12 protein-coding genes are annotated in these 15418 nt (G+C 68.8%); 8 read left to right on the forward strand and 4 right to left on the reverse strand.

Going from position 1 to position 15418, the window contains the following annotated elements:
* Nucleotides 1-12: 12 nt before the first annotated feature.
* The gene (gene folP / locus OHA72_RS04895) at nt 13-810 is read right to left on the reverse strand and encodes a dihydropteroate synthase (RefSeq protein ID WP_327011464.1); all 798 of its coding nucleotides are present in this window, start codon (nt 808-810) and stop codon (nt 13-15) included.
* A gap of 338 nt (nt 811-1148) precedes the next feature.
* On the opposite strand from folP, the gene OHA72_RS04900 reads away from it, so the two are divergent.
* From OHA72_RS04900 to OHA72_RS04930, 7 genes are read left to right on the forward strand one after another with little or no spacing between them, the layout of a single operon-like run.
* Complete coding sequence (locus OHA72_RS04900; protein ID WP_327006655.1) at nt 1149-1463, forward strand: hypothetical protein; 315 nt, start codon at nt 1149-1151, stop codon at nt 1461-1463.
* A 47-nt stretch (nt 1464-1510) separates the two neighbouring features.
* The gene (locus OHA72_RS04905) at nt 1511-1885 is read left to right on the forward strand and encodes a hypothetical protein (protein WP_327006656.1); all 375 of its coding nucleotides are present in this window, start codon (nt 1511-1513) and stop codon (nt 1883-1885) included.
* Nucleotides 1886-1932: 47 nt separating this feature from the next.
* Nucleotides 1933-5391: an ATP-binding protein gene (locus tag OHA72_RS04910; protein WP_327006657.1), complete on the forward strand. Its 3459-nt coding sequence runs from the start codon at nt 1933-1935 to the stop codon at nt 5389-5391.
* Nucleotides 5388-7355, forward strand: coding sequence for an MFS transporter (locus OHA72_RS04915; RefSeq protein WP_442788517.1), 1968 nt, complete (start codon nt 5388-5390; stop codon nt 7353-7355). Before OHA72_RS04910 ends, OHA72_RS04915 begins: the two co-directional genes overlap by 4 nt.
* A gap of 6 nt (nt 7356-7361) precedes the next feature.
* Nucleotides 7362-7907 (forward strand): hypothetical protein, encoded by a 546-nt coding sequence (locus OHA72_RS04920; RefSeq protein WP_327006658.1) that lies wholly within the window; start codon nt 7362-7364, stop codon nt 7905-7907.
* Nucleotides 7904-9046 carry a M23 family metallopeptidase gene (locus OHA72_RS04925; RefSeq protein ID WP_327006659.1) on the forward strand — a complete coding sequence of 381 codons (1143 nt, stop codon included), beginning with the start codon at nt 7904-7906 and terminating at the stop codon, nt 9044-9046. The genes OHA72_RS04920 and OHA72_RS04925 overlap by 4 nt, the downstream gene beginning before the upstream one ends.
* Entirely contained in the window at nt 9043-9675 is a 633-nt protein-coding gene (locus OHA72_RS04930; protein WP_442788518.1) for a hypothetical protein, read from the forward strand. Before OHA72_RS04925 ends, OHA72_RS04930 begins: the two co-directional genes overlap by 4 nt.
* Here the strand turns inward: OHA72_RS04930 and OHA72_RS04935 are convergent.
* Nucleotides 9672-10295: a hypothetical protein gene (locus OHA72_RS04935; RefSeq protein WP_327006660.1), complete on the reverse strand. Its 624-nt coding sequence runs from the start codon at nt 10293-10295 to the stop codon at nt 9672-9674. The genes OHA72_RS04930 and OHA72_RS04935 overlap by 4 nt on opposite strands.
* A gap of 237 nt (nt 10296-10532) precedes the next feature.
* On the opposite strand from OHA72_RS04935, the gene OHA72_RS04940 reads away from it, so the two are divergent.
* Nucleotides 10533-12614 (forward strand): hypothetical protein, encoded by a 2082-nt coding sequence (locus OHA72_RS04940; protein WP_327006661.1) that lies wholly within the window; start codon nt 10533-10535, stop codon nt 12612-12614.
* A gap of 41 nt (nt 12615-12655) precedes the next feature.
* Here the strand turns inward: OHA72_RS04940 and folE are convergent, their stop codons facing one another.
* Together folE and ftsH are read right to left on the reverse strand one after the other, a co-directional pair.
* A complete protein-coding gene (gene folE, locus OHA72_RS04945) occupies nt 12656-13306 on the reverse strand; it encodes a GTP cyclohydrolase I FolE (RefSeq protein ID WP_327011467.1) in 651 nt (216 codons plus the stop codon).
* 77 nt (nt 13307-13383) lie between these two features.
* Nucleotides 13384-15387, reverse strand: coding sequence for an ATP-dependent zinc metalloprotease FtsH (ftsH, locus tag OHA72_RS04950; protein ID WP_327006662.1), 2004 nt, complete (start codon nt 15385-15387; stop codon nt 13384-13386).
* Between the last annotated feature and the right edge of the window lie 31 nt (nt 15388-15418).

Consider the following 15418-nt stretch of genomic DNA (forward strand, 5'->3'; position numbering starts at 1 on the left):
CTCACCACCCGCTCATCCGGCGGCCTGGACGGCCTGCCACACCTTGATCGCGTCAACATTCCCACGGACCTCGTGGACCCGCACACCCCAGGCGCCCGCGGCGATGGACAGCACGGTCGTGGCGATCGTCGCCGCCTCCCGGTCCTCCGTCGGGCGTGGCGTCCCGTCCGGGGCCTCCAGCAGGCGGCCCAGGTGGGACTTGCGGCTCGATCCGACGAGGACGGGGTACCCGAGGGCGACGAGCTCCGGCAGGTGCGCGGCGAGCCGCCAGGTGTGCTCGGCCTTCTTCGCGAATCCCAGCCCGGGGTCGAGAATCAGCCGGTCGGGTGAGACGCCGGCGGCGACGGCCTCATCGACGCGCTCCAGCAATTCGGCACAAACCTCTTTCACGACATCGTCGTAAAGGGCTAAATCGGCCATTCTCCGCGAATGACCTCGCCAGTGCATGAGGACCCAGGGGCAGCCGGCCTCCGCGACCACGCGGGCCATTCCGGGGTCGGCGAGCCCGCCGGACACGTCGTTGACCAGGGCGACCCCGGCCGCAATGGCCTCGGCGGCGACCGCGGCCCGCGTCGTGTCGATGCTCATGGCGACCCCCGCCGCGGCGAGTTCGCGGATCACCGGCAGGACCCGGTCCAGCTCGGTGCGCGCGTCGATGCGCTCCGCACCGGGGCGGGTGCTCTCGCCGCCGATGTCGATCACGTCGGCGCCCTCGTCGACCATCTGCATGGCGTGGTCGACCGCGGCACCCAGCCCGGCGTAGCGACCGCCGTCGGAGAAGCTGTCCGGAGTCACGTTGAGCACCCCCATGACCACGGGGGAAGGACGGCGAAGGAGCGTCACTTGAATGAAGGTACTCACCTTCACTCTGTCACCTGTCCCCCACCAGGGGTAACCGTTCGGACGCCTCATCAGCAACACTGATCACGGACCGGTCAGCTTGTTGGAAAGAGGGCTGCAACGTACTCTCTGCAAGTGAACGTTATTCGGACCGTTAAACCCGACAATGGGCATTTAGCAGGGCAAACGCCCGGATAAGGTTCCGCTGGAGGACGACACAGCAGCCGGGGTCGTATGACCGGGTCGTCTTATCAGCGAGGCTTAACGCGCGGCGTGCACCTCGCCCGTCGCGCCTCCGGGGAGGTCTGATGATGTTGTTGGAGATCGGCCAGGCGTTGTGGGGGGAGACCACCCGCGTCGCTGATGCGATCGCCCTGGCGCCGTCGCCGGAACCCACACCGAAGACGATCAACACCGACGGCATCCTGAACTTCTTCACGACCAAGATCGTGCCGATCCTCCTTGCCGCGCTCGGCGTGATCTTCATCGGGCGGGCCAGCAAGGGTGAGGTCTCGCGGGTGCTGACCAGCTCCGCCATCGCGATCATCGGCCTGGCCTTCGTCGCGGGCGCCGCGTCGCTGTTCTTCTTCGGCGACTCGCTCGTCAAACTGCTCTTCAACTAGAGCTGCCGTGCCTTACTGGCCTCACTGCTGAGACGAGTGAATAACACATGCGGCTGCGCACTGACGACGACATCTACCGGGCCCGCCTGGTCTACCTGGGGCCGCCCGGCTACACCCTTCCCATCCAGCTGCCGTATGCGCAGTACGGGGTGTTCGCGCTGCTGGTGCCGTTGTTCATGTTCATCCGTTACCTGATCACGCTGCAGGTCGACTACTTCCCCGCCTACGAGATCGCCCTCGCGATCGTGGCGACGTCGCTGATCTTCCGCTACGTCGACCCCGATCGTCCCGCCCGGATGGTGGTCCGCACAGCCCTGACCGACTGGCGCCACACCCGGGAGCCGAGCCACGAGCAGCGCGATGCCAGGCTCGTGGCGACCAGGGTGCGCATCCGCCCGGAACTCACCGGTGATCTCGCATGACCAACCCGCCTCCCCGTCGCACTGGGGGCTATTCCAACCAGCCGGACATGGATGACGACGCTGCGCACACGTCCGACTACGATGGCGGACTGAGGGCCGCCGCCGAGGGCGGTCGCGTGGCGATGTTCCGTGGACCGGCGCGCGGCCCGGCGGCCGACCGCCCGGCGAGCGCGCCGCCCGCGGCCGACGTCGACTCGCCGTTCCTCGGCCTGTTCGACGACCCGCCCGGCGGGCGCCCCCGCGATCGGGTGAAGGCCCTGGAGCCCGGTAGCAACCGGCCGATCTCGGGCATCCCGGTGTCGGCGGCGCCGTCGTCCGGCGCGGGACGGGCCCCGGAGGACCTGCGCGCCCCCAAACGGGTGGTTCCGCGCACCGAGGCGCTGCCGGCCGCCGGCTACGAGCGGCGGCAGCTGGACCGCCCGCCCGTCGAGCGGCAGCCGATCGAGGCCGCTCCCCCCGCGCTGCCCTCGGGCGCGGACCGCCTGGAGCGCAGCGGCGAGCACCCCGGCTATCCCGAGATCCTCGACTGGAGCGGCGAGCACCCCCGCCTGCTCGGGCGGCCGGGCGTCGCCGAGCGGCGGCCGGGCGACCGTGGCCAGGTCGAGCGCGGCCAGTCTGAGCGCGGCCAGTCTGAGCGCAGGCAGGTCGATCGTGGGCAGCCCGAGCGCGGGCAGGTCGAGCGGCAGCGCGGCGAGCGGCAGCCCGCACAGCGGCAGCCGGACCGTTCCTCACGGCTGCCCAGCCGGCCGTCGGGCGGAAGCGCCAGTCGTACACCGGCGAAATCGAATGGCAAGGTGGTGCCGGGCCGGGAGATCGTGCCTCCGGCGCGCCGCAACCCGCAGGACGCTCCCGGACCGTCGCAGCGGCCGGTCAGGAACCCGCCGACGACGAAGCCCGGCAAGCGGACCCCGCTGGACCGCACCCCGAAGCCGCGGCACAAGGACCGCCAGGCGTCCATCGACCTGGCGATCACCGAGATCGCCGGGCACCTGACGTTCACGCCCAACACCGTCACGGCGTGGTACTGGCTGCCCGAGGTCCGCTGGGCGTTCCGCCCCGACGCCGAGCGCGAGGCGCTGCTGTCGGCGATCTCGGAGCAGTACGCCGGGCTCGCCGGCTTCCGGCTGCACCTGCGCCGCACCACCAAGCCGTTCCCGGCCGACCAGTGGGCCCGCGTCGTGGACAACAACACGCCGTTTCCGCTGCCGTCGGCCGGTGCCGGCCCGTCGTGGGCGGATCACCTGGTCGCCGCGCAGAAGCACCTCCTGGCGATCAACCACGCCGAGGGCCAGACCTACCTCGGCATCTCCTTCGCCCGGCGCACCCTCGGCGACACCTTCGCCGAGCGCATCGGCTCCCTGTTCCGCCGCGGCGTCGCCGACGCCGAGCGCCGCCGGATGGCCCGCACCGTCGAGCAGTTCGACGAGGTCCTCGGCGCGTTCGGCATGCGCGGCCGGCGGGTCACCGCGTTCGAGCTGGAATGGCTGCTCTACCGCTCCGTCGCGCTGTGCATGTCGCCGCCCGGGCAGATCACCAGCCTCGACGGCGGCTGGGACCGCGGCGACCTGCTCGCCCTGACCGAGCAGGTCGAGCGGTATCGCACGCCCTACGGCTCCACGGTCAAGCTGGTCAACCGGGTCAGCGGCGAGGAGCGGCACGTCGCGGTCCTCACCGTCGGGCGGATGGAGCCCCTGGAGATCCCCGAGCGGCACGAGCCGTGGCTGCACTTCCACGAGCGGCTGCCGTGGCCGATGGAGCTCTCGTCGCGGATCGACATCCTCGGCCCCAACGACTCCTTCCGCAATCTCGAGCACCGGCTCCGGCTGATCCGCTCCCAGCAGGCCGACTACAGCGAGCACGGCATCGACGCCCCGCCGGAGCTGGAGCGGCTCGCGAAGCGCGCCCTCACCATCGGCGACGAGATCAGCACCGGCCTGCCCGTTGACTCCTCGCGTGCGCACGGCTGGCACCGCATCGCGGTCGGCGGCCGCACCCGGGAGGAGTGCCTGGAGCGGGCCCGCCGGGTCACCCAGATGTACTCCCGGGAGATGCGGGTCGCCCTGCAGCACCCGAAGCAGCAGGACTGGCTGGCCCGCGAGTTCATCCCCGGCGAGCCCCTCGCCAACACCGGTTACCTGCGCCGCATGCCGGTGAAGCTCTTCGCCGCCGCCCTGCCGCAGGCCGCCTCCACCGTCGGCGACCGCCGCGGCGACCTCATCGGCCGCACCGCCGGCACCTCCCGCCGGCCCGTCTTCCTCGACCTGCACTTCCCCATGGAGGTCCGCGAGCGCTCCGGCCTGGCTGTCTTCGTCGCCGAGCCCGGCGGCGGCAAGTCCACCCTCATGGGCGCGCTGGGCTACCTGAACGCGCGCCGTGGCGTGCAGGTGACGCTGCTCGACCCCTCCGGGCCTTTGGCCAGGCTGTGCGCGATGCCGGAGCTGGCGCCGTACTCCCGGGTGCTCAACCTGACCGGCTCCGAGCAGGGCACGCTCGCCCCGTACTCACTGATCCCGACCCCGCAACGCGGCCACTACGTCCCCGGCTCCGCCGGCGACCGCGAGTTCGAGATCGCGATCTCCAATGCCCGAGCCGAGCGCCGGATGCTCGTGCAGGACATCTGCATGATGCTGGTCCCGCCGCAGGTCGCCCGCGAGGCCTCCACCGCCACGATGCTGCGCCACGCCGTGCGCCAGGTGCCGGCCGAGGAGTCCTCGACCCTCGAGGACGTCATCCGCTCGCTGCGCGACACCGGCGACCACGACGCCCTGGAGCTGGGCAACCTGCTCCTGGACACCGCCGAGATGCCCCTCGCCATGCTCTTCTTCGGCACCCCGCCACCCGGCCTCCTCGGCGCCGACGCCACCCTCACCGTCATCACCATGGCCGGCCTCCGCCTCCCCGACCTCAAGATCGAGCGCGAGTACTGGTCCGCGGAGGAGTCCCTCGCCCTGCCGATGCTGCACACCGCCCACCGGCTCGCCGTCCGCCGCTGCTACGGCGGCGACATGACCCAGCGCAAGCTCGTCGGCCTGGACGAGGCCCACTTCATGGAAGGCTGGCGCTCCGGCCGCTCCTTCCTGGTCCGGCTCGCCCGCGACTCCCGAAAGTGGAACCTCGCGGCGCTGGTCGCCTCCCAGAACCCGAAGGACATCCTCGGCCTGGACGTGCAGAACCTCGTCTCCACCGTCTTCGTCGGCCGCATCGCCGAGGACTCCGAGATCGCGGCCGAGGCGTTGCGCTTGCTGCGGGTCCCGACCGACGTCGGCTACGAGCAGACCCTGGCGGCCCTCTCCCAGGTCGACACGTCCTCGTCCTCGCGGCTGGGCTTCCGCGAGTTCGTGATGCGCGACGTCGACGGCAGGGTGCAGAAGGTCCGCGTCGACGTCTCCTATGTCCGGGACCTCCTGCGCTACCTGGACACGACACCGGGGGGTGTACACGTCGACGGCGCTGTCGGCGGCGAGGTCGTGGACATCCACGACGACGACCCGGAGGTCGACAGGTGAGACGCCTGCCCGTGTATGCAGCCGTGGTCATCGTCGCCGCGGTGGCAACGCTGTTCGGCGGCCCGGTAGGCCCAGCAGCGGCGACCCCAGCGCCGGTACAGGCGCCCGGGGATCCGTTGTGCTCAATCCAAGAGTGGCGCGTTCCGGGTAACTTCCAGAACTGCGCAGATCGACTTCAGGTTGATATTCAGTCTCGGGTAAGCTGCTTGGATGCACCAACACCGAGCGCACCGGACTCCGGCATGGCCGGATGGTTCGCGAGCAGACCCGAATCCGGCACTGGTCTGCGCTTCGCCTACCGTTACGGCGAATACGGATACGCTGGCTACGATTTCACTACGTATGACCTGAAATGCGCATCGGTAGTCACCAATCCCAGTGCCGAGTTTGAAAGCACAATCGCCAACGGCGAATTCTTGATCGCCACGTCGATAATCGGCGCATCGAACGCACTCCGCGAGCGGGCCTGGGATCCGTCGACCATGTGGGGATGGGCAGACCCGCTTGTTGATACCGCCACCAAGGCGGTATACGAAAAGGTATTCACCGCCTTCGGCGCAGTGACACTCGCGGTCGTCGGACTATACCTTCTTTGGCGTTCACGTCAGGCGGATTTGTCGGCCGCCGTCACCACGGCGGGTTGGGCGATTTTCGTCATGGTTCTCATCACCGGGATCGCAGCATGGCCAAAGCTTTCAGCCAGCCTTGCCGACAGGACTCTAATTGGCAGCTTGGGTGTGATACATGATGCCGTCGGCCCGCCTGATGAGAGCATCTCCGCCGAGCAGTGCCGCAACCCAGAACCTAAAGCATGCATAGACACACGCGCTCCCGCCGTCCGAGCGAGCGACACTGTAGTGGACGGGCTGCTGTACAGTAATTGGCTTCGCGGAACGCTCGGATCAGCCGACAGCGTCACCGCCCAGAAGTATGGTCCTGCACTGTACGATGCTAAGTCGTTTACCTGGGACGAGATCAACAGAATCCGCGCAGCGGAGACCCGGGCACGGCAAGACGAAGAGGAACGGATCCGGCTCAAGCGTCCTGGACCTCCAATCGAGTCCAACGAACGCAAGGTTCTGACGGATCTGAAAAACAAGCGCTGGATGCAGATTGCCGAACAGATTAAGGTAGAGGATCCCGAAGCATACGAACACCTGCAGGGCAGCAAGGGCATGGATCGCATCGGTGCCGGATTCCTTGCAATCCTGTCAGCACTGTTCTTTGCCTTATTCGACATAACAGCTTCCGTACTTGTGCTTCTTGGATTTCTAATTTTTCGCTGGGCAGTTATCGCGGCTCCAATCCTTGGAACCGTCGGTCTTCTCCGCCCCGCCAACGCCGGATTGCGACGACTTGGCAACGCCGTGATCGCCGCAGTATTCAATATCGTCATCTTCGGAACAGGTTCTGCGATCTACCTGCTCGCAGTAACCGTGATCCTTGGTACCGCTTCGCTAGCTGGATGGCTGCAGGTCCTGCTGATCTGGCTGACCGGGGTCGTCGGATGGTTGCTGCTGCGCCCATACCGCCGGATCACACAACTCGGCGGGAAGGATTCGACTCGGGCGATCACCTCGGCCGGCAGTTGGCACCGGCTGTTCCTGCGTGATGTACGGCAGGCGGCCGCGCTGAAGGTCGTTGACGCCGGCGGGACGAATGAGCCGCGGCAGCGTGGCGAGGACGGGCCGGTGCGGCAGCGGCCGGAGTCGCGGGACGAGGATCCGTTGTCGGTGGGCGCCGGCGAACGGTCGGCCGGTACCAGCGAACGGGTCGCGAGGCCCGAGGAGCGGCCGTCGCGGCAGGACAGTCCGCAGCGCCGGCGGCGGCAGCCGGTATGGGAGGAGCCGGACTCGCCCGCGGAGACCGCGCCGTCGTATTCGATTTATCGGCCCGACTCGGAGCGGTCCGTGCCAGACCGGTCGCCGGCTCGACGGCCGGAGTCGGCAAACCTGCCGGGGTGAGCATCCATGCGTACGGTTCTGCGTCTGCTCGGCACGCGGTATGGCATCGCGATGGTGCTCATCGTCGTGGTGCTCGTGGTGGTGGGGTTCGGCCGGACCGTGTTCACCGAGGGCGATCAGCCGAACAATGACGCGCTCGGGCCGACCGTCGCTCCGGCGACTGCGGCGTCGCCGGATCCGTTCAGTTCCCTCGGTGACGACGGGTTCCAGGACGACCAGGCGTCGGTGGCGCCGTCACTGAGCAAGGGTGCCGCCGATGCGAATGCGGTGGCCACGCGGTTCGGGAAGGCGTGGATACGCAAGGCGGGGATTACCGGCGAGCAGTGGCGGGCGGGGTTGAAACCGGACGCGTCGAGTGAGCTGATGGAAGACCTCGCCGATACGGACCCGAACGACGTGCCGACCGCCACCATCACCGGCCCGGTGGTACTGGAGAGCTTCGGGCAGGTCGCGACCGCGAAGGTACCGGCTGACGGCGGGACGATCGTCCTGCAGCTCGAGGCCCTGAATGGGCGCTGGCAGGTCACCTCGCTGGACTGGGAGGTGGCGTGACCGACTTCGACACCGCCGACGAGCACAGCGAAAACGGCCGGCGCAGAATCCGTCCCGCGCTCCTGGTCGCACTTGCGGCAGTGCTGATTCTGCTGTGCTGCGGCGGTGGCGTGGTGTCGTTCTTCCTCGACGCTGCGAACAAGACCGTCACGTACGACTCCGGCTGCGGCAACGGCAAGCTGGTCGATGTGTCGGCGGAGATGCCGAACCACCGCAGACTCGGCCCCGAGCAGGTGCGCAACGCGGCGATCATCGTACGGGTGGGGCAGGATCTGAATGTGCCGCCGCGGGGTTGGGTCATCGCCGTCGCGACCGCGATGCAGGAATCGTGGCTGCGTAATCTGCCGAACCTCGGCAAACGCAACGACCACGACTCGCTCGGACTGTTCCAGCAACGTCCCAGCACCGGCTGGGGCACACCCGAGCAGATCATGGATCCGAAGTACGCGTCGCGGAAGTTCTACGAGAAGCTGGTGACGATTCCCGGCTGGCAGAGCATGAGCCTGACCCGTGCCGCACAGAAGGTGCAGCGCAGTGCGTACCCCAACGCGTATGCCAAACATGAGGAACTGGCGTCGACGGTCGTCAACTCCCTCACCGGCGGCGCGGCGCGTGCCGTCGGAGACCAGACCGAGCTGCAATGCGTCAATGCCGGGCAGATTGCCGCGTCCGGATGGACGGCACCGGTCAAGGGAAAGGTGGGATCCGGGTTCCGGACCGCGTCCCGCCCAACCCATCAGGGCGTCGATCTCATCGTGCCGAGGGGGACCGTCATCCACGCCGCGGCGGCGGGCCGGGTCATCAAGGTTCGTTGCGACGCGATCGGGCCGAACGGGAGTTTCTGGGGCTGTGACCGGGACGGTTCACCGTCGGTTCGCGGCTGCGGCTGGTTCGTCGACATCATGCACGCCAACGGCATCATCACCCGGTACTGTCACATGGTGAAACAGCCGAGTGTCGTCGTCGGCCAAAGCGTCGCACCCGGCCAGGAAATCGGCCTGTCGGGCACGACGGGGCATTCTTCGGGCCCTCACCTGCACTTCGAGACGCACCGCAACAATGACTCGAGCAAGAACGGCGCCGTCGATCCGGTGCAGTTCATGCAGCTGATGGGCGCACCACTCGGAGCCGAGCCGTGAGCGACCGTCCCAGCGACGACGATCTTCCCGACTGGGATCTGATCGCCGGCAACGCCGAACGCATTCCGTCGGGCATCGAACTGGTACCGGCCGCATCTGTCCGTGATTTGCGGGGGCGGCGGGCGGTGGTCGGACTGCCAGGCCTCGGCTGGCGCGGCGATCTGCGCGTCGATGACGCCGTGGTGCAGGCGAGCCGGACCTACGTGCCGGTGCTGCCGGAGCAGGAGTGGTACCGGGCGGAATCGGAACAGACCGAGGTCTTCGCGCCGCTGGTGCCGATCGAGCGGGTCTGGGTGGAGCGGACCTCTTCGACGGTGAAGCCGGCGCAGGACGGCTCGGACCTGGTGGGGCGGCTGGTGTCGCTGGACGCGCCTCCGGCACGGCCGCCGAGACCGGTCCGCGACGTGGGGTGCGTCACGGGGCTGCGGGTGATCAGGCTGCCCGGACCGGATGACAAGGTCGGGAGAGATGAGCGAGATCTGCGTGCGGTGACGGAGCCGTACAACAGCGCGGAGGGCGACATCTGCGTTCGGGTGTGTACGGAGTTGGACTGGTACCGATGGGCTTGGAGCGGCCAGGCGCCAAAGACCCTCGAACTGCCGATCCACCTGGTCTGGGTCGAAAGCTAGGCGAGTTTCTTCGCGCTGCAAATTAACCAGCTACGATTGTTCTCCAACAGGAATTGCCATTCTTGTAATGACAGAGTCTCTCGTCCGTCCGCTTCTGGAACCAAAACGTTCAGCGTGACTTTTGCTTCAGCACGCTTCCCCGTAACTTGTACGTCGAAGCTGGCGGGCTTCACCGTGATCATGATGGAAAAACGGGCCTCGCGGCTTTTGACATCCGTTAACGCCGTCTCGACATCTGCCAGATTGGCCCCAGGACATTCGAATAGCTTCGCCCGAATGTTATCCCTCGAGGAGAATTTTGCGTCCAAATACTGTTCAAGGACCCCTTCAGGCGTGCTGCGATCCGGGGTAGTTGCCTTGTCGTACAGGACGTACGCCGTGATCCCACCGCCGAGGCACAACCCCACCGCCACAACCGCCACCACGAGCAGCAGTGTCTTGCGCAGGCCCAGGCCTCGTTTAGGGGGCTCCGGCGCCCGCGGCGGAACCGCGCCAGGCCGACCGAGCGGCTCATCCTTGCCGAGCACCTCGCCCTCGAGCACCTCGCCGTCGCCGGGCCGGGATCGGGGGATCGACCTGCCCTGATCGATGCTCGGCTCGTTCGGCTTCGATGGGTCCACGCATCAGAGGCTATCCGTCCGCGCGAAGACTGGCATCCTCCCGCGCCGCCGGCGAGGCGATCACTAGAGCGCAAGATCGCAAGGACCGGCAACATCCCGTGCAAGATCGGAAGGGGTGGATGCGGTGTGGCGACCAGAGCTTGCACCTGCGGGAACGTAAGACTCCCAGTGCGCCTACTGACTGCTTCCGCGGTCTGCGTTACCGTTCCCGCATCTGCTGGATCGGAAAGGGGCACGGTGGCACGCCTGCGGGCACGGATCGAGCGAGCGGCTGCGCTGCATCGGCACACCGCTGCGCTGGTCGCCGCCGCCGGGCCGGTCCTCGACGGATACTCGCCGAGCGCGGCGCCGACCAGTCAATACGCGGAGCAGCACGACCTCACCGCGGAGCTGCGGGCCGACGCGAACCTGCTGGCCCCGGGCTGGCTGGGCGCACAGCTGGACGCGCTCGCGCCCACCACGCCGCTCGGTGGGCCGTTGCCGCCGACGTTCGTGCGGGTCGGGCAGGCGCATCCGCTGGATGACGCACGGTTCCCGGTCGTGGTGCCGTTGCTGCGGGCGGGGCACATCGCCATCGACGCCGACGCCAGGGACAGCCGGGTCGCGGGGCTGCTGCGCAGTCTGGTGCTGCGGCTGCTGGCGTCGTCGCCGCCGGGGTCGGTGCGGATCCGGGCCATCGACGCGGTCGACTCGGGGTCCACGTTCGGGTGGTTCACCGGTATCGAGTCGATCATGCCGACGCCGGTGAGTGACGCGGAGGGTCTTCGCGCGGTACTGGACGAGGGCGAGCAGTGGATCGCCGCCCGCACCGACAGCCCGGGGCCGACGCTGCTGATCGTGATCGCCTCGCTGCCAGAGCTCACCGAGGGCAGGGATCTGGCCAGGATCGCGGGGCTGGCGCACGCGGGGCCCGCCGGGCGGTTGCACCTGATCGCCGCGGGCTGGCCGCCGCCGCCGTTGACCGCGGAGACGACGCAGGCGCCGCTGCCGCACGCGACACAGATCGCCATCCGCAACCCGCACGCATGGGTGGGTGACCCGCCAGGAGCCACGTTCTCGGGCACCGGGGTGACCCCGGCCCGGCTCAACGCCCCGGTGTATCTCGACCCGGATCCGCCCGCCGATCTGGTACGCCGTGTCTGCGCCCAGCTCAGCGGCCCTTGGAGTGCGCCACCGGCCCCGGTGGGTGAGCCGAGCCGCACCGCGTGGCTGAACTACGTCTCCGCGGGGCAGCGGCTGGATGCAGTGCGGCGCGAGGTGATCGCGGTCGTCGCGGAGCACAAGGCGGCGCTGAAGGCCGCCCGCGACGACCTCGCCGCGATCCGCGCGAAGCTCGCCCACCATCAGGCGTACCTGACGGAGGTTGCCCGGGAGGCGGGTGGCCGGCCGTTCGAGCTCGTGCCCAGCTGGCAGGAGACGCAGACCGCGGCGGCGGTGCTGACCGGCGCGGCCCAGCCGGCCGGTCGCCGCAGGAACGCCGCACCGGCGCCGGCCGCGGCGTGGCCGCAGCAGGGTTCCCGCACGGCGACGCTGCCCGTGAGCGCACCACCGACACCGCCGGTGAGCGCACCACCGGCGCCGCCCAGCGTCACCAGCCCGGCGCCGCCATCGACGGGCAACCTCTACATGGGCTCCACCGCGGGCAACACGGGCGCGATCATGGGCCCGTACCAGACGGGTGCGTTGAACGGCCCGACGGGCGCTCAGCCGGCCTACCGCCCGCCGGTGAGCGGCGTGCCTGTTCGCCCACAGAGCCCGGGTCACGCGCAGAGCTATGCGAAGAGCCCGGCCCAGGTGAGCGGCGGGCCGGCGCGGCCACCGGTCAGCGGTGGCCCGGTCAGGCCGGCGGCCGTCAGCGGCGTGCCGGCCTCCGTGGCCTCCGGTGCCACCGGGACGGGTGTCGTGCGCCCTCTGAGCCCTCCAGCGCCCGAGTCGCTGCCCGGGAGGGTGTCCCATGCCCTCCGCGTGGCGGCGGCCGGTCTGAAGCAGTCTGAGGGCGCGCTCGCCGCCCCCGACAGGTCGGGCACCGCGTCCAGCACGCGAGTCTGGATCAACGCCGCGATCTACTTCACGTTCGCGGTACTGGCCGCGGTCGTTCAGGTGCCGACGCTGCTGGCGGGCGAGCGGTTCGACGAGATCAGCCTCCTGGCGCTGCCCTGCGCGCTGGTGCTGCCGGCCCTCGCATTCGGCCTGGGCTGGCTGACGATCGGCGCGACAACCCGGCGCCCCACGGCGAGGACCCCGGTGATGGGTTTGGCGATCAGCCTCCTCGCCCTGATCCCCATGATCGTCTTCGCCGCCGTCCTGTTCCTGGGCTGACCCTCAACGGCACGCGGGAACAGCGACAGGAAGCGGAAGGCCTAGCCGTGCAGGATCAGGGACATGGCCTCGGCGCGTGACTTCGCGTCGTCGCGGAGCAGGCCGCGGACGGCAGACGTGATCGTGCGCGAGCCGCCCTTCTGAATGCCGCGCATCGACATGCACATGTGGGTGCACTCGATGACCACGATGACGCCGCGCGGGTTGAGCTCGTTCATCAGCAGGTCGGCGATCTGCGAGTTGAGCCGCTCCTGGACCTGCGGGCGGCGGGCATACACCTCGACCAGCCGGGCCAGCTTCGACAGGCCGGTGATGCGCCCGTCGTGGCCGGGGATGTAGCCGATGTGCGCGACGCCGTGGAACGGCAGCAGGTGGTGCTCGCACATCGACATGACCTCGATGTCGCGGACGAGGACGAGCTCCTCGTGGTCGGCCTCGAAGGTCGTGGAGAGGACCTGGGCCGGGTCGACGCGCAGGCCGGCGAAGAGCTCGGCATAGGCGCGGGCGACCCTCGCGGGCGTCTTGCGCAGCCCGTCGCGGTCGGGATCCTCGCCGACGGCCAGGAGGATCTCGCGGACCGCCGCCTCGATGCGCTTCAGGTCGACGTTGCGCTCGACCTCGACGCCGCCGAGCTTGCCGCTGACGAGCCTGGCCGCGACGTGGTCGAGCTCGACCCCGGCCGCGTCGATCAGGTCACGGTCGGCGGTTTGATCCTGGGACACACCGAGCCCGACGCCATTGTCGTCGGGCTCGGTGCTGCTGATCTCGCTCAGTTCTTGCCGTCCGGGGTTTCGCCGCCGCTGGTGATCCGCACGTGGTCACCGTCGCCGTTCAACCCGACCGGCTGGCCGACGTCGGCACCGTTGGCGCCGGACTCGAGGGCCCGCCGCCGGCGGCCGTTGCCGCTGTAGGGAGCCATCGGGGGGCGCTTGACCACGCGGGCGCAGATACGGGCCATGTCGGTCTGGGAGATGGTCTCCTTCTCGAACAGCTCCTCGACGATCTGGTCGAGCACGTCGCGGTATTCGACCAGGATCTCCCACGCCTCGTCGTGCGCGATCTCGATGAGGGCGCGCATCTCGCCGTCGATCTCGGCCGCGACCTTCTCCGAGTAGTCCCGCTCGTGGCCCATCGTTCGGCCGAGGAACGGCTCGCCGTCGCCCACGCCGTACTTGACGGCGCCGAGCTTGGCGCTCATCCCGTACTCCGTGATCATCGAACGGGCGAGCGCGGTCGCCTTCTCGATGTCGTTGCCGGCGCCGGTGGTCGGCTCGTGGAAGACGAGCTCCTCGGCGGCCCGGCCACCCAGCGCGTAGGCCAGAGTGTCGATCATCTCGGAGCGGGTCTGCGTGTACTTGTCCTCGGTCGGCAGGACCAGGGTGTGGCCCAGCGAGCGGCCGCGGGACAGGATCGTCACCTTGTGCACCGGCGCGGAGTGCGGCAGTGCCCAGGCGACCAGCGCGTGGCCGCCCTCGTGATACGCGGTGACCTTCTTCTCGTGGTCGCTCATGATGCGGGTGCGCCGCTCGGGACCGGCGATGACGCGGTCGATCGCCTCTTCGAGGTAGTCGTTGGTGATCGCCCGCTTCTCGTTGCGGGCGGTCAGCAGCGCCGACTCGTTGATGACGTTGGCCAGGTCCGCGCCCGTGAAGCCGGGCGTGCGGCGGGCGACCGAGTCGAGGTCGACGTCGGGCGTGAAGGGCTTGCCCTTCGCGTGGACCCGCAGGATGGCCTTGCGGCCCTCCATGTCGGGGCGGTCGACGGCGATCTGCCGGTCGAAGCGGCCCGGGCGCAGCAGGGCCGGGTCGAGGATGTCGGGCCGGTTGGTCGCCGCGATGAGGATCACGCCGCCCTTGGTGTCGAAGCCGTCCATCTCGACGAGGAGCTGGTTGAGCGTCTGCTCGCGCTCGTCGTGCCCGCCGCCCATGCCGGCGCCGCGGTGACGGCCGACGGCGTCGATCTCATCGACGAAGACGATGGCGGGCGCGTTGGCCTTGGCCTGCTCGAACAGGTCACGGACCCGGGAGGCACCGACACCGACGAACATCTCGACGAAGTCGGAGCCGGAGATCGAGTAGAACGGCACGCCGGCCTCGCCTGCGACGGCACGGGCCAGCAGCGTCTTGCCCGTGCCGGGCGGGCCGTAGAGCAGCACGCCCTTCGGGATCTTGGCGCCGAGTGCCTGGTATTTGGCCGGGGCCTGCAGGAAGTCCTTGATCTCGTGCAGCTCTTCGACGGCCTCATCGGAGCCGGCCACGTCGGCGAAGGTCGTCTTCGGCGTGTCCTTGGAGATCAGCTTCGCTTTGGACTTGCCGAAGTTGAGCACCCGCGAGCCGCCGCCCTGCATCTGCGACATGAACAGCAGCAGGAGCACGACCAGCACCGCGATCGGCAGCAGGTTGATCAACAGGCTGACGAATATGTTGTCCTGCGTGACATTGACGTTGTATTGGTCGAGCTTGCCGGCGGCCTGCAGCTTGGCGAGCTCATCCTGCAGCTCGTCGGCGGACTGCGCGGAGAACTGGGTCTCGACCTTGTCGGTCTTGGTGTTCTTGATCGTTTCCTTCGACCTCAGGTCAAGTCTGAGCGTCTGCTCCTTGTCCTGAATCACCGCCTTCTTGGCCTTGCCCTCACGCAACAGGGCAAGCACCTGCGATGTGTCCGCCTTCGTGTAGCTGGGGCCGGACGTGAAGAAGGAACTGAGGATGATCGCACCGATGATCACCAGGAGGATCCAGACCACCGGCCGGCGGAACAAACGGGTACGTTCCATGTTGTCGTCGGGCACACGCGGCGCCCGGCCC

The sequence above is a fragment of the Dactylosporangium sp. NBC_01737 genome, from assembly GCF_035963215.1.
Classification (GTDB): domain Bacteria; phylum Actinomycetota; class Actinomycetes; order Mycobacteriales; family Micromonosporaceae; genus Dactylosporangium.

Bases quoted from the DNA above. Each gene is read 5' to 3' on its own strand.
- folP (WP_327011464.1), bottom strand. From the start codon at position 810: ATGGGGGTGCTCAACGTGACTCCGGACAGCTTCTCCGACGGCGGTCGC.
- OHA72_RS04900 (WP_327006655.1), top strand. From the start codon at position 1,149: ATGATGTTGTTGGAGATCGGCCAGGCGTTGTGGGGGGAGACCACCCGC.
- OHA72_RS04905 (WP_327006656.1), top strand. From the start codon at position 1,511: ATGCGGCTGCGCACTGACGACGACATCTACCGGGCCCGCCTGGTCTAC.
- OHA72_RS04910 (WP_327006657.1), top strand. From the start codon at position 1,933: ATGGATGACGACGCTGCGCACACGTCCGACTACGATGGCGGACTGAGG.
- OHA72_RS04920 (WP_327006658.1), top strand. From the start codon at position 7,362: ATGCGTACGGTTCTGCGTCTGCTCGGCACGCGGTATGGCATCGCGATG.
- ftsH (WP_327006662.1), bottom strand. From the start codon at position 15,387: ATGGAACGTACCCGTTTGTTCCGCCGGCCGGTGGTCTGGATCCTCCTG.